This window comes from Pseudomonas parafulva, from assembly GCF_000800255.1.
Taxonomy (GTDB): domain Bacteria; phylum Pseudomonadota; class Gammaproteobacteria; order Pseudomonadales; family Pseudomonadaceae; genus Aquipseudomonas; species Aquipseudomonas boreofloridensis.
In genome coordinates this window covers 4,652,613-4,671,350 of sequence record NZ_CP009747.1, presented here as the reverse complement: position 1 = coordinate 4,671,350, position 18,738 = coordinate 4,652,613, and the positions used below count along the sequence as shown (strand labels likewise).

Annotated in this window: 13 protein-coding genes; all 13 read left to right on the top strand. The window is 63.2% G+C overall.

The genetic code is table 11. The features are described from left to right. Window positions 1-376 precede the first annotated feature (376 nt). The 13 genes from tssA (at window position 377) to NJ69_RS20335 (ending at window position 18,685) form a co-directional block, all read left to right on the top strand. Window positions 377-1,417: a type VI secretion system protein TssA gene (tssA, locus tag NJ69_RS20395; RefSeq protein WP_039582633.1), complete on the top strand. Its 1,041-nt coding sequence runs from the start codon at window positions 377-379 to the stop codon at window positions 1,415-1,417. Between the two features lie 57 nt (window positions 1,418-1,474). Continuing rightward, a complete protein-coding gene (tssB, locus tag NJ69_RS20390) occupies window positions 1,475-1,990 on the top strand; it encodes a type VI secretion system contractile sheath small subunit (RefSeq protein ID WP_039582632.1) in 516 nt (171 codons plus the stop codon). A gap of 10 nt (window positions 1,991-2,000) precedes the next feature. Next, window positions 2,001-3,494, top strand: coding sequence for a type VI secretion system contractile sheath large subunit (tssC, locus tag NJ69_RS20385; protein ID WP_039582630.1), 1,494 nt, complete (start codon window positions 2,001-2,003; stop codon window positions 3,492-3,494). A 152-nt stretch (window positions 3,495-3,646) separates the two neighbouring features. Further along, entirely contained in the window at window positions 3,647-4,135 is a 489-nt protein-coding gene (locus tag NJ69_RS20380; protein ID WP_039582628.1) for an Hcp family type VI secretion system effector, read from the top strand. A gap of 71 nt (window positions 4,136-4,206) precedes the next feature. Further along, window positions 4,207-4,704: a hypothetical protein gene (locus NJ69_RS22835; RefSeq protein WP_205419297.1), complete on the top strand. Its 498-nt coding sequence runs from the start codon at window positions 4,207-4,209 to the stop codon at window positions 4,702-4,704. Then, window positions 4,698-5,213 (top strand): type VI secretion system baseplate subunit TssE, encoded by a 516-nt coding sequence (gene tssE / locus NJ69_RS20370; RefSeq protein WP_039582625.1) that lies wholly within the window; start codon window positions 4,698-4,700, stop codon window positions 5,211-5,213. The genes NJ69_RS22835 and tssE overlap by 7 nt, the downstream gene beginning before the upstream one ends. Beyond that, the gene (tssF, locus tag NJ69_RS20365; protein ID WP_039582624.1) at window positions 5,210-7,072 is read left to right on the top strand and encodes a type VI secretion system baseplate subunit TssF; all 1,863 of its coding nucleotides are present in this window, start codon (window positions 5,210-5,212) and stop codon (window positions 7,070-7,072) included. The genes tssE and tssF overlap by 4 nt, the downstream gene beginning before the upstream one ends. Continuing rightward, window positions 7,036-8,085 carry a type VI secretion system baseplate subunit TssG gene (gene tssG, locus NJ69_RS20360; protein WP_039582622.1) on the top strand — a complete coding sequence of 350 codons (1,050 nt, stop codon included), beginning with the start codon at window positions 7,036-7,038 and terminating at the stop codon, window positions 8,083-8,085. Before tssF ends, tssG begins: the two co-directional genes overlap by 37 nt. Then, window positions 8,078-10,753: a type VI secretion system ATPase TssH gene (gene tssH / locus NJ69_RS20355; protein WP_039582620.1), complete on the top strand. Its 2,676-nt coding sequence runs from the start codon at window positions 8,078-8,080 to the stop codon at window positions 10,751-10,753. Before tssG ends, tssH begins: the two co-directional genes overlap by 8 nt. 23 nt (window positions 10,754-10,776) lie before the next feature. Further along, window positions 10,777-12,714, top strand: coding sequence for a type VI secretion system Vgr family protein (locus tag NJ69_RS20350; RefSeq protein WP_039582618.1), 1,938 nt, complete (start codon window positions 10,777-10,779; stop codon window positions 12,712-12,714). Window positions 12,715-12,725: 11 nt separating this feature from the next. Further along, window positions 12,726-13,160, top strand: coding sequence for a DcrB-related protein (locus NJ69_RS20345; RefSeq protein ID WP_039582617.1), 435 nt, complete (start codon window positions 12,726-12,728; stop codon window positions 13,158-13,160). Window positions 13,161-13,166: 6 nt separating this feature from the next. Further along, window positions 13,167-17,552, top strand: coding sequence for an RHS repeat-associated core domain-containing protein (locus tag NJ69_RS20340; RefSeq protein WP_039582615.1), 4,386 nt, complete (start codon window positions 13,167-13,169; stop codon window positions 17,550-17,552). Next, window positions 17,549-18,685 carry an ankyrin repeat domain-containing protein gene (locus tag NJ69_RS20335; protein ID WP_039582613.1) on the top strand — a complete coding sequence of 379 codons (1,137 nt, stop codon included), beginning with the start codon at window positions 17,549-17,551 and terminating at the stop codon, window positions 18,683-18,685. The genes NJ69_RS20340 and NJ69_RS20335 overlap by 4 nt, the downstream gene beginning before the upstream one ends. The last annotated feature ends 53 nt before the right edge of the window (window positions 18,686-18,738 follow it).

Here is an 18,738-nt window from a genome sequence, read left to right as displayed (position 1 = left end):
TTCCATTCAAATGGATGGACTGCTTTGCGCTACAGGACCAGACCCTGAAATCCACGTCATTTCAAAGGAGATGCGCTATTTATCGCTACAGAACCTGACAATCTAACTCACTCACGCTGCACTTTGATGTCAGTTTCAGCGGCCGGCTGAAATTCTGCTGAAACGATCACACTCGGGTTTTCAGCGCGCTAGCTTACCTTGACAGCATTTTGGAAATAAACCATAAATGCGCAACTTTGAGCTGCAGCCGCTGATATCGGTTCAATATCAACCCTTAAAGTTCACCTGCGTTTTGTGCGCTGGTTCACACTTTTAAATTTTTACCCTGCGCCATTTGCAGAGCCCCACCACGGGCCGATATGGAGATCGATATCTGGTGAACTCCCAGGCACTGCTAGCCGCTGTTTCAGATGACTTCCCTTGTGGCGAAGACCTGGAATACGACGCCGACTTCCTGCAACTCGAACGCGATGCCCAAGGGCGTCCGGAACGGGTCATGGGCGATGCGGTACAGCCGGCCGAACCGCCTCAGTGGCGCGCTCTCGAACAGTCCTGCATCTCCCTGCTGCAACGCAGCAAAGACCTGCGCATTACCCACTTCCTGGTTCAGTCCAACCTTGCCCTGCACGGTTTTGTCGGCCTGGCCGATGGCCTGGAACTGATCCGCGATCTGCTGGGCGAATACTGGCTGCACCTGCACCCGCAACTCGATGCCTCGGACGACAACGACCCGACCGTGCGCGTCAACGCCTTGGCCGGCCTCACCTGCGAAACCAACATCGCCTTGCTGCGCGAAGCCGTCCTGGCACGCTCGCGCGCGTTCGGCCCGGTGACCCTGCGTGCCGGCCTGCATGCCGCTGGCCTGCAGCACTTCGCCAGCGAAGACCTCAGCATCGAAGCCTTGGCCGCCGCACTGCGCGATGCCGACGCCGAAGAGCTCGAACTGACGCGCCAGGCCTTGACCCGAGCGCGCGACGCCTGCGAAGCCATCGAACGACGGGTGAGCGACCACGTGGGCTCCGCCTCGGGCGTCGACCTGAGCGCGCTCAAGCAGCCGCTGCGCCTGGCCTCGCAAGTGCTCGCCGACTACGCACCCGGCGGCTCGCCATCGGCCACGGTACCCGACACGCCTGCGCATGACCCGTTCGAGAACGACCAGGCACCATCGGCCAGCGCCGCCACACCGAGTGCCCGCCCGCCAGCGCGGCCCGGCGAGGTGAACAGCCGCGACGATGTCCGCCAGAGCCTCGACCGGCTGCTGCAGTACTACGCCCGCCATGAGCCTTCGAGCCCACTGCCCGTGCTGCTGCGCCGGGCCAAGCACCTGGTCGATGCCGATTTCGCGACCATCGTGCGCGACCTGATTCCCGATGGCCTGTCGCAGTTCGAGAACCTGCGCGGGCCCCAGGACGACTGATACCACCGACAGCCGCAACGAACGACAGCGCCCCCAGCGGCGACCAGGAGGAACCACGTGGCCAAAGACAGCTCCCAGAAATTCATCGCGCGTAACCGCGCGCCGCGCGTGCAGATCGAATACGACGTCGAACTGTACGGCGCCGAGAAGAAGGTCCAGCTTCCCTTCGTCATGGGCGTGCTGGCCGATCTGGCCGGCAAGCCGGAAGACCCGCTGCCGGCCGTGGCCGACCGCAAGTTTCTGGAGGTCGATGTGGACAACTTCGACTCGCGGCTCAAGGCGATGAAGCCTCGCGTGGCGTTCAACGTCCCCAACGAACTCACTGGCGACGGCAACCTGAGCCTGGACATCACCTTCGAGAGCATGGACGACTTCAGCCCGGCCGCCGTCGCGCGCAAGGTCGATGCCCTCAACCAATTGCTCGAGGCACGTACCCAGTTGGCCAACCTGCTGACCTACATGGATGGCAAGACTGGCGCCGAGGACATCATCCTCAAGGCCATCAAGGACCCTGCCCTGCTGCAGGCCCTGGCCAGTGCCCCGAAACCTGCCGACAACGAGCCGAGCGCCTGAGGAGCCCGCCATGACCGACACATTGCGCGACAACCAGGCCGCCGAGGCCAGCACCGAGCAGACCAGCGAGTTCGCCAACCTGCTGCTGCAGGAATTCAAACCCAAGACCGAACGCGCCAAGGAGGCGGTGCAGAGCGCCGTACGCACCCTGGCCGAGCAGGCATTGGCGCAGACCAATCTGGTTTCCGATGATGCCATCGGCTCGATCGAGCAGATCATTGCCGCCATCGACGCCAAGCTCACTGCCCAGGTCAACCAGATCATTCACCATGACGAGTTCCAGAAGCTGGAAAGCGCCTGGCGCGGTCTGCACTACCTGGTCACCAACACCGAGAGCGACGAGCAACTGAAGATCCGTGTGCTCAACGTGTCCAAGACCGACCTGCACAAGACCCTGAAGAAATTCAAGGGCACCGCCTGGGACCAGAGCCCGGTGTTCAAGAAACTCTACGAAGAGGAATACGGTCAGTTCGGCGGCGAGCCCTACGGCTGCCTGGTGGGCGACTACTATTTCGACCAGTCGCCGCCCGACGTCGAGCTGCTTGGCGAGCTGTCCAAGGTCTGCGCCTCGATGCATGCCCCTTTCATTGCTGCCGCCTCGCCGACGGTTATGGGCATGGGTTCCTGGCAGGAACTGTCCAACCCGCGCGACCTGACCAAGATCTTCACCACCCCCGAATATGCCGGCTGGCGTTCGCTGCGCGAATCGGAAGACTCGCGCTATATCGGCCTGACCATGCCACGCTTCCTGGCACGTCTGCCCTACGGTGCCAAGACCGACCCGGTCGAAGCCTTCGCTTTCGAAGAGGATACTGACGGCGCCGACAGCAGCAAATACACCTGGGCCAATGCCGCCTATGCCATGGCAGTGAACATCAATCGCTCGTTCAAGCACTACGGCTGGTGCTCGCGCATCCGCGGTGTGGAATCGGGCGGTGAAGTACAGGGCCTGCCGGCACATACCTTCCCCACCGACGACGGTGGCGTGGACATGAAGTGTCCGACCGAGATCGCCATTTCCGACCGTCGTGAAGCGGAATTGGCGAAAAACGGCTTCATGCCGCTGCTGCACAAGAAGAACACCGACTTTGCCGCCTTCATCGGCGCCCAGTCGTTGCAGAAGCCGGCCGAATACGACGACCCGGACGCCACCGCCAACGCCAACCTGGCCGCACGCCTGCCGTACCTGTTCGCCACCTGCCGCTTCGCCCATTACCTGAAGTGCATCGTTCGCGACAAGATCGGCTCGTTCAAGGAAAAGGACGAGATGCAGCGCTGGCTGCAGGACTGGATCCTGAACTACGTCGACGGCGATCCCGCGCACTCCAGCGAAACCACCAAGGCCCAGCACCCGCTGGCTGCCGCAGAAGTGGTGGTCGAAGAAATCGAGGGCAATCCTGGCTACTACAACTCGCGCTTCTACCTGCGCCCGCACTACCAGCTCGAAGGGCTGACCGTGTCGCTGCGACTGGTCTCGAAGCTGCCGTCGGCCAAAGGGGCTTGATCGACTTTTGACCCTCAGGGGGAGTGATTTCCCTCTCGACCGAGAGGGGAAGCCTTGCCAACCTACGAACCTTGTCTCGCAGGTGAAGCAGCTTCCCCGGAACTGTACGACCTCACGACGAACGCCAACCGACGCGATATATCGAGGACATCATGGCTGTAGACATTTTCATCAAGATCGGCGACATCAAGGGCGAGTCCGCAGACAAGGCCCACAAGGAAGAAATCGACGTGCTGAACTGGAGCTGGGGCATGTCCCAGTCCGGCAACATGCACGTGGGCAGCGGCGGCGGTGCCGGCAAGGTCAACATCCAGGACCTGTCGATCACCAAGTACGTCGACAAGTCCAGCCCGAACCTGATGGCCCACTGCTCCAGCGGCAAGCACATCGACAAGGTCAAGCTGACCGTGCGCAAGGCCGGTGGCGAGAGCCAGGTCGAGTACCTGATCATCAACCTGGATGAAGTGATCATCAGCTCGCTGAGCACCGGCGGCTCGGGCAGCGATGACCGCCTGACCGAGAACGTCACCTTGAACTTCGCCAAGGTTACCGTGGACTACCAACCGCAGAAGGCCGACGGCACGAAGGAAGGCGGCGCGATCAAGTATGGTTGGAACGTGCGTCAGAACGTCAAGATCTGATCGCGCACGCTGGCGTCCCCACAAGGCGCCAGCGTTCTCTTGTACACCAGATTTGCCCAAGGTAATCGGTCATGGCCAAGCCTTCTTTCATGAACCTTTGGAATGCCTACCCCGCCGATGCTTCGCCTTGCGAAACACTATCCAGGGTCTTGCCCGGCCTGATGATGACACTTGCTCTGAGTGCTTGTACCCAACAGACCCCGTCACCCTTCCCGCTCGACCCAACAGTCACGATTGGCGGACAAACGCTTGCGCTGGTGAGTCACCAAGGCCGCTGCGCCTTGCAAAAAAGCGATCAATCGCTTTTGGAGCTGCAGATGCCGTGGCCATGCCAATTGAGCCCCGAACGCAACACTGGCCGGCCTCGAGTGGAGCAGTTCAGAGGAGCACAGGTCATCATTGTGAGCCATGTCGAAGCCGATCCCTCAACGCCTGGGCGATGTGATAGCCAGTATCAGGCCGTGCGCCTGATGGACAGCGGGCTCGAACCTTCCATCTTGGCAAAAGGTGGGAGCTGCATGACCGGTCCCTTGGACCAGAAGGACTTCGTGGGGCTATTCACGTGGTAGCCGACATCGCCGCCCGCGACCGCCTGCAACCCTCGCTGCTCGATCGTCTGACCGACGATGATCCCGGCAACCCGCAGGAAGCTCCGGACAAACGCGTACTGTCGCTGCAACAGCTCAAGGCCTCGGTCCTGCGCGACTTGGCCTGGCTACTGAACACCACCTCGTTGCTCGACAGCGACGACACCCTGAATACCCCGGCCGGCACCTCGGTGATCAACTACGGACTGCCTGCGTTGGCCGGCAACTGCGCCACCAACATCGATCTGCAGGCCCTTGAGCGCATCATTCATCAAGCCATCGCCACCTACGAGCCGCGCATCCTGACCCACACGCTGCGTGTCCGAGCCCTGGCCGCGCCGGCTGAAATGAATGCCAACGCCCTGAGTTTCGAAATCGAAGGCGACCTCTGGGCCCAGCCCGCGGCCCTGCCACTGCTGCTGCAGACCGACCTGGACCTGGAGTCTGGGCAGGTGCGTGTAACCACCGCCGATCGCCGGAGACGCGCATGAATCCGCGCTTGCTCGAACTGTACAACCAAGAACTGCGCCACATCCGCGAGAGCGCTGCGGAATTTGCCCGTGAGTATCCCAAGATCGCCGGGCGCCTGACGCTCTCCGGCATCGAATGCGCCGACCCTTACGTCGAGCGCCTGCTCGAAGGCTTTGCCTACCTCACCGCACGGGTGCAGTTCAAACTCGACGCCGAGTATCCGACCTTCACCCACAACCTGCTGGAAATCGCCTACCCGCACTACCTGGCACCGACCCCGTCGATGACCATCGTGCAGTTGCAGACCGACCCCGACGAGGGCTCGCTCAGTGCCGGTTTCCCGCTGCCGCGCGGCAGCGCATTACGCGCCAACCTGGGCCGCGATTCGCAAACCCCCTGCGAATTCCGCAGCACGCAAGAGGTGACCTTGTGGCCGCTGCAGGTGGCGCGCGCAGAGTACTTCGGCAACCCAGGCGCGGTACTCGGTCGCCTCGCTGCCAGCGAGCCCAAGGCTCGTGCGGCCTTGCGCCTGACCCTGCGCAGCGGCGCCGAGATTCCGTTTTCCAGCCTGCCACTCAAGCACTTGCCGTTGTACCTCAATGGTGCCGACGAGATGCCCTACCGCCTGTACGAGCAGTTGCTCGGCAGCGCCTGCGCGGTGTTCGCCCGCCAGCCCGGCGCCGACTGGGTCGAGCGCATCCCGCTGGAACAGGCGCTGCGCCCATGCGGTTTCGACGACCATGAGGCCGCCCTGCCGGTGGTGCCGCAAGCCTTCCAGGGCTACCGCCTGCTGCAGGAGTATTTCGCCCTGCCGCAACGGTTCCTGTTCGTCGACTTCGCCGGGCTCGAGCGCGCGGTCAAGCGCTGCAACGGCCAGGAGCTGGAACTGCTGGTCCTGTTCGAGCGTTTCGATTCGACCTTGGAAAACAGTGTTGGCGCCGAGCGCCTGGTGCCCTTTTGCACCCCGGCGATCAACCTGTTTCCACGCCGCACCGACCGCATTCATCTGACCGACAAGGTCAACGAGCACCATGTGATCGCCGACCGCACCCGGCCCACCGACTTCGAAATCCACTCACTGCAGGCCGTCACCGGTCACGGCACGGGCTCGGACCAGTCGTTCCTGCCGTTCTATGCGGTGCGCGACCCATCGCGCTACGGTCGCGACCAGGCGTACTACATCCTGCGCCGCGAACAGCGCGTATTGTCCAGCGAGCAGCGGCGTACCGGCACGCGCTCGAGTTACATGGGCAGCGAGACGTTCATCAGCCTGGTCGACGGCCAGCAGGCGCCCTACCGACACGACTTGCGCCAGTTGGGTATCAGCGCGCTGTGCAGCAACCGCGACCTGCCACTGTTCATGAACGTGGGCGACGGACGCAGCGATTTCAGCCTGGCCGACAGCGCGCCGGTTTCTGCGGTGCGCTGCCTGGCAGGTCCCAGCCGGCCGAAGGCCAGCCACGCCCACGACAACCGCGCCTGGCGCCTGATCAGCCAGTTGTCGCTCAATTACTTGTCGCTCACCGAGCAGGGTCAAGGGGCGGCAGCGCTGCGCGAGCTGTTACGCCTTTACGGCGACAGCCAGGACAGCGCCTTGCATCTGCAAATCGAAGGCCTGCGCGAGGTCAGCGCCAAACCTTGCACGCGACGCCTGCCGATGCCAGGACCCATCGTGTTCGGCCGAGGCCTGGAAATCACTCTGGAATTCGACGAGAACGCCTTCCGCGGAACAGGCGTGTTCCTGCTCGGTGCAGTATTCGAGCGTTTCCTGACGCGTTACGTCTCCATCAACAGCTTTACCGAAACCGTGCTGCGCACCACCGAGCGCGGCGAGATCATGCGATGGAAAGCCAAGCCCGGACGCAGGCCGAGCCTGTGAACATACTCGAGGCCATGCACGCCGAACCCTGGGCGTTCGACTTCTTTCAGGCGCTACGCCGCCTGGAGACCGAGCACCCAGATTTGCCGCGCTTTGGCCATGCCCAGCGCCTGGCCGACGAACCCGTGCGTCTGGGTCAGCACCTCGATTGCAGCTTCGCGCCGGCGACACTGGCCTCGATAACCTACAGCGACATCGGGCCCGCGCGTCTGGAGCAGTTCTTCTTCGGCCTTGGCGGCCCCAACGGCCCACTGCCACTGCACCTGACCGAGTACCTGCGCGAGCGCGAGCGCAACCACGCCGACCACACCAGCAAGCGCTTCCTCGACATCTTCCACCACCGCCTGCTGACGCTGTTCTATCGGGCTTGGGCCGAGGCACGGCCGACAGTCAGCCACGACCGGCCCGACGACGACTATTGGGCCGCGCGCCTGGCGGCGCTGATCGGCCGAGGTCAGCCCGAACTGCAGCACCAAGGCCCACTGCCATATACGGCCAAACTGCACTATTCAGGCCATCTGGCGGCGCAGACGCGCTACCCGGACGGGCTGTGCAGCATTCTGTCGAGCTATTTCGACGTGCCTGTACACATCGAAGAGTATGTCGGCCAGTGGTTGGAACTGCCCGAGCGCAGCCGCATGAGCGTACATGCCAACCGCCTGGGCGTGGACCTGTGCCTGGGGCGCCACGTCTGGGATCGCCAGCACAAGTTCCGCCTGTGCATTGGCCCGCTGAACCTGGAGCAATACCACGCCCTGCTGCCCGGCGGCCAAGCCTTCGTCGAGCTGGCGGCCTGGGTCGCCGAGTACCAAGGCCATGAGCTCGATTGGGACCTGAACCTTATCCTCGCTCGCGAACAAGTGCCTGCATTGCAGCTCGATGCCGGCAGGCGCCTGGGCTTCGACACCTGGGCCGGCACACCTCAACACGATGCCAACGATCTCAAACTGGCTCGCTACTACGCCGAGCAACCGGTCCAATCCCCCCGCACAAGGAGTCCGCAACATGGGTGAAATCAGTCGCGCCGCGCTGTTCGGCAAACTCAACAGCGTGGCCTACAAAGCCATCGAAGCCGCCACGGTGTTCTGCAAGCTGCGCGGCAACCCCTATGTGGAACTGGTGCATTGGTTGCACCAGTTGTTGCAGTTGCAGGACAGCGACCTGCACCGCATCGTGCGCCAGTTCAACGTCGAGCCGGCGCGCCTGGCCCGAGACCTCACCGATGCCTTGGACCGTCTGCCACGCGGTTCCACCTCGATCACCGATCTGTCCTCGCAGGTGGAAGAAGCGGTCGAACGCGGCTGGGTGTACGGCAGTTTGATGTTCGGTCAGAGCCAGGTGCGCACCGGTTATCTGCTAGTCGGCATTCTCAAGACGTCGAGTCTGCGTAATGCCCTGCTGGGGCTGTCGAGCGAGTTCGCCAAGCTGAAGATCGAGGCCCTGAGCGAACGCTTCGACGAATACGTCGGCGACTCCCCCGAAAACGGCCTGAGCGCCAGCGATGGCTTCAATGTAGCGGCACCGGGCGAAGCCAGTGGCGCCGTCGCCCCCGCCGCGATGGGCAAGCAGGAGGCGCTCAAGCGCTTCACCGTCGACCTCACCGAGCAGGCGCGCAGTGGCAAGCTCGATCCAATCGTCGGACGCGACGAGGAAATCCGCCAACTGGTCGACATCCTCATGCGCCGCCGGCAGAACAACCCGATCCTCACCGGCGAAGCCGGGGTGGGCAAGACCGCTGTGGTCGAGGGTTTCGCTCTGCGCATCGTTGCGGGCGACGTGCCGCCGGCGCTCAAGGACGTCGAATTGCGCAGCTTGGATGTCGGCCTGCTGCAAGCCGGCGCAAGTATGAAAGGCGAATTCGAGCAGCGTCTGCGTCAAGTCATCGAGGACGTTCAAGCCTCGCCCAAGCCGATCATCCTGTTCATCGACGAAGCCCACACGCTGGTCGGCGCCGGCGGCGCAGCCGGCACCGGTGACGCCGCCAACCTGCTCAAACCGGCCCTGGCCCGCGGCAGCCTGCGCACCGTGGCCGCCACCACCTGGGCCGAGTACAAGAAGCACATCGAGAAAGACCCGGCACTCACCCGGCGCTTCCAGGTGGTGCAGGTCGATGAGCCGAGCGAGGACAAGGCCGTGCTGATGATGCGCGGGGTGGCCTCGACCATGGAGAAACACCATCAGGTGCAGATCCTCGACGAAGCGCTGGAAGCGGCCGTCAAGCTGTCGCACCGCTACATCCCTGCGCGGCAATTGCCGGACAAATCCGTGAGCCTGCTCGATACCGCCTGCGCACGCGTTGCCATCAGCCTGCACGCCGTGCCCGCCGAAGTGGACGACAGCCGGCGGCGCATCGAAGCGCTGGAAGTCGAGTTGCAGATCATCGCCCGCGAGGCAGCCATCGGCGTCGACACCACCCAGCGGCAGGCCTCGGCCGAGCGCCTTCTGGCCGAAGAGCGCGAGCGCCTGCAAACCCTGGAAAGCCGTTGGAGCGACGAAAAGGCGCTGGTCGACGAGTTGCTGGCCACCCGCGCACGGCTGCGTGAGCAGGTCGGTGTCGTCGACCAGGACGTGGACGCGCAGGGCAGCCATGAACTGCGTGAGCAACTGATCGACCTGCAACAGCGCCTGAGCGTCTTGCAGGGCGAAAGTCCATTGATCCTGCCCACCGTCGACTATCAAGCCGTGGCTTCGGTGGTCGCCGATTGGACCGGCATTCCGGTCGGGCGCATGGCGCGCAACGAGATCGAGACGGTTCTCAACCTCGACGGCCACCTGGCCAAGCGCATCATCGGCCAGGACCACGCCTTGAAGATGATCGCCAAGCGCATCCAGACCTCTCGCGCCGGGCTGGATAACCCGAACAAGCCTATCGGCGTATTCATGCTGGCCGGCACCTCGGGCGTGGGCAAGACCGAGACGGCACTGGCCTTGGCCGAGGCCCTGTACGGCGGCGAGCAGAACCTCATCACCATCAACATGAGCGAGTTCCAGGAGGCGCATACCGTCTCCACCCTCAAGGGCGCGCCCCCCGGCTATGTCGGCTACGGCGAAGGCGGTGTGCTGACCGAGGCCGTGCGTCGCCGGCCGTACAGCGTGGTGCTGCTCGACGAAGTGGAGAAGGCTCACCCCGACGTGCACGAAATCTTCTTCCAGGTGTTCGACAAGGGCGTCATGGAAGACGGCGAAGGGCGGCAGATCGATTTTCGCAACACGCTGATCCTGCTCACCACCAATGCCGGCACCGAACTGATCGCCGACATTTGCCAAGATCCACAGACCCTGCCGGAGCCCGACGCGGTAGCCACCCTGCTGCGCAAGCCGCTGCTGGAGATCTTTCCGCCCGCCCTGCTCGGCCGCCTGGTGACCATCCCCTACTATCCGCTCAGCGATGCCATGCTCCAGGCCATCACCCGCCTGCAACTGGAGCGTATCCGCAAGCGCGTGGAGGCTACGCACAAGGTCGGTTTCGCCTACGACGACGCGGTCGTGGAGCTGATCGTCTCGCGTTGCACCGAAACCGAGAGCGGCGGGCGAATGATCGACACCATCCTGACCAACGGCCTGCTGCCAGACATGAGCCGTGAATTCCTCACCCGCCTGCTCGAAGGTAAACCTCTGGCCAGCGTGCGCATCACGACCACCGATAACGACCTGCACTATGACTTCAGCGCGGCCGACTGACCGCCGAGCCTATAGGATGACTCATGTTGTTCACGCAAAAGACACGTCTTGCTAAGGTTTACAGCACCCTAGGCCCCGACGTGCTGATCCTCTCCGAACTGGGCGGCAGCGAGGAGCTGGGCCGCCTGTTCGAGTTCGAGCTGCAACTGACCAGCATCAACATCGCCATCGAGCTTAACGTGCTGCTCGGCACGCCTTTGTGCGTATCGGTGCAGACCCATGGCCTGGTCAAGCGCTACTTCCACGGCATCGTGACCCGCTGCAGCCAGTCAGTCTCGCGCGGTCAGTTCGCCAGCTATCGGGTTACGCTGCGGCCCTGGCTGTGGATGCTGACGCGCACCAGCGATTGCCGGATTTTCCAGAAGAAAACCGCACCGCAGATCATCCAGCAAGTGTTCCGGGACCTGGGTTTCTCGGATTTCGAGGATCGCCTGAGCCGCAGCTATCCCGAGCGCGAGTACTGTGTGCAGTATTGCGAGACCAGCTTCGATTTCGTCAGCCGACTGATGGAAGATGAAGGCATCTACTACTACTTCCGCCACGAAAAGTTGCGCCATGTACTGGTGCTGGCCGACGCATTCATCGCCCACCACAAGGCACCAGGCTACGAACTGGTACCTTTCTATCCGCCCGACACACAGCACCGCGAGCGCGACCACATCAACGACTGGCAGTTGGCGCGTGAGGTACAACCAGGCTCGCTGGAACTCACTGACTACGATTTCGAACGCCCCAACGCCCGGCTTGAGGTGCGCTCGGTGATGCCGCGCCCGCACTTGAACGGGGCTTATCCGCTGTTCGACTATCCTGGCGGCTACAGCAAGACCGAAGACGGCGAGCAATACGCACGCACGCGCATGGAGTCGCTGCAGAGCCTGCACGAACGCATCGACATGCACGGCAATGCCCGAGGGCTGGCCTGCGGCCATCTGTTTGCCCTCACCAGCTTCTGGCGGCTGGACCAGAACCGTGAGTACCTGATCGTCGCGGCGCGCTATCACATTGTCCAAGAGTCGCTGGAAACCGGCGGCGGCAGCGGTGCCGGCCAGTTCGAGAGCGACCTGACCTGCACCGATGCGCTGCAGACCTTCCGATCGGTTTCCAGCACCGCCCGACCCAAGGTCATGGGCCCGCAGACTGCGTTGGTGGTCGGCCCGAAAGACGAGGAAATCTGGACCGACGAACACGGTCGGGTCAAGGTCCACTTCTACTGGGATCGCCATGACAAGTCGGACGAGAACAGCTCGTGCTGGATTCGTGTTTCGCAATCCTGGGCCGGCAAGAACTGGGGCGCGATGCAGATTCCGAGGATCGGCCAGGAAGTCATCGTCAGCTTCCTTGGAGGCGACCCTGATTCGCCGATCATCACCGGCCGGGTATACAACGGCGAGCAGAAAGTGCCCTACGACCTGCCCGCCAATGCCACCCAGAGTGGCATGAAGAGCCGTTCGAGCAAGGACGGCAGCTCGGCGAATTTCAATGAAATCCGCATGGAAGACAAGCGCGGAGAGGAACAGCTGTACATGCACGCCGAGCGCAACATGGACACTGTCGTGAAGCAGGACGAGACATTGGCGGTGGGGGCAAATCGGACACAGACGGTGGGCAAGCTGGAAACCTACACCGTCGGCCAGGACCGGACCCGGGGCGTGCGCCGTGACGACAAACTGGTGGTGGGGGCCAGTAAAACAGACAGCGTCAGTACCCGCTACCTGATCGAGGTGGGCGAAAACCTGCGCCTTGTGTGTGGCAAGAGCGTGATCGAGCTCAACGCCAGCGGCCATATCAACATCAGCTGCGAGCATTTCAGTTTCCACGCCAGTAAGGACGGGGAAATCAACACAGATGGCACCCTGGACCTCAATGTCGGAAGCGGCGCCCAGACCTCACCGGACAAGCAAGGTGTAAAGAAGGACATCGACGACGCGGTCAAAGCCCTCTTTCCGAACTCAGGCAAGTAACGAGACCTTTCATGAACTACCGCCTCAATGAATTTTGCCTCGCGCTGCCCGATACCGACGTGCGCGACACCAGCATCAACATCCTGCGCTTCGAACGCCTGGGCACTTCGCTGATCGTCAGCCGCAGTGCGCTCGCGGATGACGAAACGCTGCAGAGCAACTTCGATGGTCAATTGCAGCGTCTGCAACAGCAGGTCAAGGACTTGCAATTCCAGCCGGCTCACCCGGTGAAGGTGGGCGCTGCACAGGACATCGAGGCCATCGAGCTGAGCAGCCAGTTCAGCAAAGGCCAGGAAATGGTCTACCAATACCAATTGGCGCTGGTGCTGCCGGGTACGCGCAAGATGTTCGCCCTGAGCTACGTGAAGCCCTCGCCCCTGGGTGAATCCGAAGCGTCGCACTGGGCCGCCATCAAGCAGTCGCTCGACTTCGACAATCTAGGCTGAACCGGTATGTCGGATGCATTCTGGGCCGCGCGCGAGGGTGACGCGTTGATGCACACCTCGATGATGGCCGATATCGTCGGGGGCGTGCTGGAAGTGGCAGCCAACGTGGCGATCGGCGCACTGGCCACCGCGGCCGTTGGCGCAGCGCTGGGCATCACCGTGGCTACCGGTGGACTGGGCTGCTTCGTGCTGGGTGCCGCAGTCGGCCTGGTGGTCGGCGTGGCCATGGCCAAGAGCGGTGCCGATACCGGCCTGAGCCGATTATGCGACGGCATCGGCAACGCGCTTTTCCCGCCTTCGGTGCAGGCGCACATCGCCACCGGCTCGGGCAACACCCACACCAACGGCAAGCCTGCCGCCCGTGCAGCAGGCATCGTCACCGGGCCGGTGGGGCCGGCAGCGGACGCCTCCGGCCAACCAGCGGGCGATGAGCCGGAAGAAAGCTTCCTGGACATGGCCAAGGGCTTCTTCTCCCAAATGTGGCGGCCGACCGTGGCGACACCGGCGCCCAATACCCAGGAAGCGGAAGACGACAAGATCCTCTGCGACAAACATCCGGCGATGCCGCCGCAATATCTGGCCGAAGGCTCCAGCAAGGTGCTCATCAACGGCCACCCGGCCTGCCGTAGTGGCGATCGCAGCACCTGCGAGGCGGTAGTGGTGGACGCTGGCGAGATTTCCAGCAACGTGCGCATCGGCGGCGAGCCCATCGTGGTGCGCGAGATCCGCAGCGGCAAGACGCCCGGCATCGGCCTGGCGATCACCGCGCTGATGCTGCTGCGCGGGCGCGGCGGCAAGTTCTACAGCAAGTTCGGCTGCATGCTCATCGGTGGCGTCACTCAGCTGGTCACCAGCCAGGTCACCAGCGCCCTCACCTCGGCCATCGTCGGCTCGCCCAACCCGGTGCATACACCGACTGGCGCCAAGCTGCTCAACGGTGAGGACGATCACGACTTCGACCTGCCGGCCCTGCTGCCCATCACCTGGCAGCGCTGCTACAACAGCCATGGACAGCGCGAGGACGGGCTGCTGGGCACCGGCTGGAGCGTGCCGTACGAGGTCTACATCGAAGTCAGGACGCAAGCGCAAGGTGGCGAAGGGCTAATCTTCGTCGACGAGCAGGCCAGGGCCATCGAAATGGGCCGTATCGCGCCAGGCGATGCGGTCTACAGCGCTGCCGAGGGCCTGAGTGTGCGCCGCGAACACAACGGCGAGGTGTTGATCGAGGATCGCGACGGCCGCTACCGGTTGTTCCAGCCCTGCCCCGCCAACCCCATGCGTCTGCGCCTGAGCCAGATCGGTGATCGCAACGACAACCGTATCTTTCTGGATTACGACGACAGCGGGCGACTGCGTGGGCTACGCGATACCTTCGATCAGACAGAAGCGCTCTTGAGCTACGACCCGCAATGGCCGCAGCGCCTGAGCCAGATCGAGCGGCGCCTGACCGACGCGAGCGTCGAGCCACTGGTGAGCTACGGCTACGACGGCGCTGGTCGCCTCGCGCAGGTCAAGAATCGCCACGGGCAGGTCACGCGCCGCTTCAGCTACGACACTGGCGGACGCATGGTCGAGCACCAACTGCCCACCGGTTTGAGTTGCTACTACCAATGGGCGCAGACGGCGGATGGCTGGCGAGTGATTCGTCACTGGACGGATGCAGGTGATGAGTACAGCTTCGAGTACGACCTGACAGCGGGCATCACACGCGTCACCGACGGACTGCAACGGGTCACCACACGCCACTGGAACGACCAGTACCAGATCACGGCCTACACCGACGCCTTGGGGCGCACCTGGCGTTTCGACTGGAACGCAGACCGGCAACTGCTCGGCGCCAGCGACCCGGACGGCGGACGCTGGTCGTTCAACTACGACGAGTCCGGCAACCTCAGCGAGACCTTCGACCCTCTGGGCCGCTGCGTGTCGACGCAGTGGCTGGAGCATTGGGCGCTGCCCCGCTCACGCATGGACGCCGCCGGCCACTGCTGGCGATACCACTACGATGCCCGTGGCAACTGCATCCGCGAGACCGATCCGCTCGGCCAGACGACCCACTACCGGTATGACCCACACGGTCAGGTGATCGAAATAACCGATGCTGCGGGTCGGGCCAAGCAGTTGCAGTGGACCGACTTCGGCGCCCTGCGTGCCCTGACCGACTGCTCCGGCTACACCACGCGTCTGGATTACGACCACCGAGGTCATCTGGCAGCGCTCATCGACGCCCACGGCGAACGTACCGACTACCAGCACGATGCGTCCGGACGACTGGTGCAGGTGCGCCTGCCCGACGGCCGCACTCAATCTTTCGACTATGCCGTGGGCGACCGGCTGGCTCGTCATACCGACACTGCCGGCCATCAGCGTCAGTTCCAGTACGATGCGCGCGGCCAGTTGCGGCAGTTGGTCGATCCCTTGGGCCGTACCGTGGAGTACCGCTACGACCTGTACGGCCGATTGCTCAGCCTGACCAACGAAAATGGCGAGCAGTACCGCTTCACCTGGGATGCCGCCGATCGTCTGGTCGAGCAGCGGGACCTGGACGACAGCGCCAAACGCTATCACTACGACGCTCTCGACTGCCTCTCGCGGCTCGACTACCTGCCCGGACCGCACGGGACCGGCCTGGCGCTGGTGTCCCCGACGCCAGCGGCCGTGATCAGCCATTTCTTCGAGCGTGATGCTGGCTGCCGGCTGCTGGCCAAGGTGACCGACGATGGCCGTACGGAGTACCAGTACGACGCCCTAGACCAACTGCTGCAGGCCTGCTTCACCGACAACCAAGGCAAGCGCGAGACCGTCGCGTTCGCTTTCGATGCCCTCGGCCGGCGGACCCAGGAGCAGGGCAGCAATGGAACCCTTCATCACCGCCATGACGCACTGGGCAATCGCCTGCAGACCTGGCTGCCGGATGGGCGTACGCTCAACCAGCTGTACTACGGCAGCGGCCATCTGCATCAGGTCAACCTGGACGGCAAGGTCATCTGCGATTTCGAGCGCGACCGCCTGCACCGTGAGGTGCTGCGCATTCAGGGCGGGTTCGAGACGCGCAGCGAGTACGATCGCGCCGGCCGCATTCGCTCGCGCCTGAGCCACCCCCGAACAGTACCCCGACGTCTGCCCGCACCGTTGCAGCAACGCTTCGAGTACGACCTGGCGGACAACCTGGCCGTGCGCTTTCGGCAGAGTCCCGAGGGTATCGTCCAGCAACACCTGCAACACGATGCCAACGAGCGAATCGTCAGTAGCAGCCAGCCCCATGCTGCGCTGCCCGACGAAGTCTTCGCCTACGATGCAGCCGCCAACCTGCTCGATACGCCGTCGCTGGGCTGGGTACGGCATAACCGCGTGCTCACCTATCAGGACAAGCGCTATCGCTACGATGCCTTCGGCAGGCTGATCGAAAAGCGCAGCGCCAGGCGTGGCCTACAGCGTTTCGCCTACGACGCCGAACACCGCCTGATCGAGGTGCGCAGCCACAACAACGGCCGCGAGCGGATCGTGCGCATGACTTACGACCCTCTGGGCCGGCGTATCGAAAAAAGTGAACACGACGAGACGGGACGCCAGTTGGGCCTTTCGCGTTTCGGCTGGGATGGCTATCGCCTGCTGGAGGAAGTCCGGCATGGCCAGCACAGCCTTTACCTCTATGACGACCAGGACAGCCATGAGCCTCTGGCGCGCGTTGAAGGTGTAGGCGCTCACCAGCGGGTGCATCACTACCAGAATGACCTGAATGGCCTGCCGGAACGCCTGAGCGACGACACCGGCCAATTACTGTGGCAGGCCCAGTACCAGGTGTGGGGCAATACCGTCCAGGAAGTTCGCCAGGACGGCTTGGTCCAGGAGCAGAACCTGCGCATGCAGGGTCAATACCTGGATCGCGAAACCGGCCTGCACTACAACACCTTCCGCTACTACGACCCGGATATCGGCCGTTTCACACAGCCCGATCCGATTGGTCTGGCGGGCGGCTTGAATCTCTATCAGTACGCTCCGACACCGGCAACCTGGATCGATCCGCTAGGGTTGGAGGTCTGCAGGCTGAATAAAGAGGACATGGCGAAGCTGGATGAGACCAAACCGACCAACATGGTCCGGCCACATCGCCATCATATCGTTCGCGAGTATGCACCGAGGAACTGGAAGCAGGAAAATCGCGACTACATCCTCAATGCCCAGGCGATCATGAGGAAGCACAAGATCGACCTGAATACGGACTTGAGGAATTTCACCTGGGCGGAGAATGGCCGTGGGACGCACAGCGTCGCTTCGGCCAGGAAAGTCTACGAGCGCCTGCAGGAAGTCGACGCAAAAGGGACGCCGGCTGTAGAGCGAGCACTCGCCGAATTGGGCGAAGCCTTCAGAAGGGGACCGATCAACAAATGAACGAAGCGCAGAAACTCTACGAACAGCACGAAACCCAACTTGATCGACTATATGAGGACATCGCAGAAGGCAAAGTGGCGGCGGTGGTCGCCTTTATACAGAAGTATCCTGAACTGCTGACTTTGCCGCGGTACGGCAACGGCGATGGACCTAGCTTGTTGCATTTGGCAGCCCGCGCCAGCCAGACTGAAATCTGCGCCTTACTGCTCGAAGCAGGTCTGGATCCCAATCGGACCTGCCTGGACGATGCTCACTCCACCGCATTGGAGTTGGCAGCCAGCGAGGGCGATCTGGCAACGTGCACATGCCTGCTGGACGCAGGTGCCTGGCCAGACGGCTCGCCCTGGAGCGTGCGCCCGCCCCTGTACGCAGCCGCCCAAGGTGGCCACGACGACGTCGTGGCGCTGCTGCTTCAGCGAGGCGCACGCCCCGACCGGCTGCACCTCTACCTCAACAGAAGTCCTCTGGACGCAACGCGTGTTTGGGGCCACCCAAGCACCGAGCGGCTGCTGCAGGACAACGGCGCCCACGGCACGCAGGATCCCGAGACCGGCGTCGAAGACAGTGCAGCGCATACCCTGGTCAACTTCGTCGACCAGACCCTCGGGCACGTGCTGCCCACTGCCTTCTCGCCCCCCACCAATGACTCGCGCATCGACCTGCACATCAGCCTGATCGACGGCAAGACCTCCCACAAGCTCTTGTTCACCACTGGCCTTTACCAGGCCACGCCGATGACCGAATTGTGCCTGTGCCTGCCAGGCGAATGGCCCCTGCCGCAGGCCGGAATCCCCGACGATGCGGCACGACGCTTTCCGGTCAGCCTGCTGGAGCGCCTGGCCGCGCTCACCTTCGAGGAAGCACCGCTGAGTGAAGGCACATTGATCCTGCGCAGCGACCCACGCTTCGCCGACCTGGCCTGGCCCGAGAAGACCGACGCCTTGCTGACGGTCGACAAGCCTTGGAACAAAGCGGCGGACAGCCGAACGCACACGCCGGACAGCGTTTACCTGCTGACGTTGGCTCCGCTGGCCTTCGCCAAGTGTCCAACCGGTAAAGCCCTGGCTTCGCTGGTGGAGCGCAAGCGCAAGGGAAGCTGGAAGACACTCGCCCTGGCGTTGCCAAACCCATAACGGTGAATTCGCACCTCGCGACCTTGCACGCAAAAACGAAACAGCCCCGGCAA